The 671-nt window shown below is 61.0% G+C and carries 1 protein-coding gene; it reads right to left on the bottom strand.

The annotated features are described in order from the left end of the window. The coding region (locus tag AC0L28_RS34710) for an AMP-binding protein (RefSeq protein WP_473482994.1) at nt 1-671 on the bottom strand (671 nt) is incomplete at both ends.

Raw genomic sequence — 671 nt, 5'->3', positions numbered from 1 at the left:
GGGCCGGTTGAGATAGCCGCGCGCCACGCCCGCTCCGCCGATATAGAGCTCGCCCACCGCCCCGAACGGAACCGGCGTGCCATGGCCGTCCAGCAGATAAAGCCGCGTGTTCGCGATCGGGCGACCGATCGGGACATTCCGGTGAGGCGCCTCAATCCTCGTGTCGATAACAAAGGTGGTCGACCAAATTGTCGTCTCGGTCGGGCCATAGAGATTTCTGAGAGATCTTACTCTTCTGCCGAGATTCGCGGCCAGATTTGAAGGCAACGCTTCGCCGCCGCACAAGGCGCTTAAATCGGGCGCACCCTCCCAGCCGGCAGCGAGGAGCATATGCCACGCTGCCGGGGTCGCCTGCATCACGGTTATCTTCTGATGGGATAGATACTGCTGCAATCCAACGGCATCGCTCCCGTGAGCAAGGACGACCTTAGCTCCCACGGCCAGTGGGAGATACAGTTCCAGCCCTGCAATGTCGAAAGAGATCGTCGTGACCGCGAGGAGTGAATCCTGCTCTGTGAGTGCCGATACATCCAAAAGAGCGCGTACAAGATTGAGAACACTCGCATGCTCGACCATGACGCCCTTGGGCGTTCTGGTGGAGCCGGAGGTGTAGATGATGTAGGCGAGATGGCGCGCGGTGAGCCCCAGCGCATGCGGGTCGGGATCCTCGG

Source organism: Mesorhizobium sp. WSM4847 (assembly GCF_055811335.1).
This window is presented reverse-complemented; position numbering and strand designations above follow the sequence as displayed.